Source organism: Staphylococcus sp. 191 (assembly GCF_011174885.1).
GTDB lineage: Bacteria > Bacillota > Bacilli > Staphylococcales > Staphylococcaceae > Staphylococcus > Staphylococcus coagulans.
In genome coordinates, this window is record NZ_PNRJ01000044.1 from 1 (window position 1) to 625 (window position 625).

Genomic DNA, 625 nt, shown 5'->3' on the forward strand with positions numbered 1-625 from the left:
CAGTATAAAAGAAGCCTTAGACGATAATGAGTTTAAGGGCATTACAACCTATGCATTCTACATGCTCAATGATGATGCATCTTTGACGTTAATTTGGAAAGACGGGGAGATGGTGGAATGACAGATTACAAATTACAACGCGACTCACTCATCACAGACGTAGCCAACTTACGTAACCAACGTGACAAGTTGCAGCGTGAGTTAGATGAGGTGGTTAGTATGGTTAACACTTATATTACAGCCACAAAAGCCTATTCAGGCGACGGCGCTTATAACTTATTGGGAAACGAGTTGAACAGAATATTGGGAGGACGAGTAAATGGCACTAACAGTAGAACAGCACATTCAAATGTTGGAAATGTTGAACAGGGTGAGCGTTAAGAAGTATGTGTCACACGAGGGTTATGAGGAACTTATTGTAGCAGATAAACATGGAAACAAAATGGAAATTAAATTTTATGCTAATTCGGAGGACACAAACAATGACTGATCAATTAGACACTTTAATTGCGTTGAGCGAAGAATATATAAGAGTTCTTAAAGAACGTAAAAAAATCTTGAGCATGGTTTTGATATTGTATCAAAAACTAGACTCGAACGTACAGGATTAGTGTTAAGACAAGCT

Annotated in this window: 1 protein-coding gene; it reads left to right on the forward strand. The window is 38.1% G+C overall.

Going from position 1 to position 625, the window contains the following annotated elements; all coding sequences use genetic code 11:
- Window positions 1–93: 93 nt before the first annotated feature.
- Window positions 94–381 (forward strand): hypothetical protein, encoded by a 288-nt coding sequence (locus C1H58_RS12125; RefSeq protein WP_207623143.1) that lies wholly within the window; start codon window positions 94–96, stop codon window positions 379–381.
- Window positions 382–625: the final 244 nt, after the last annotated feature.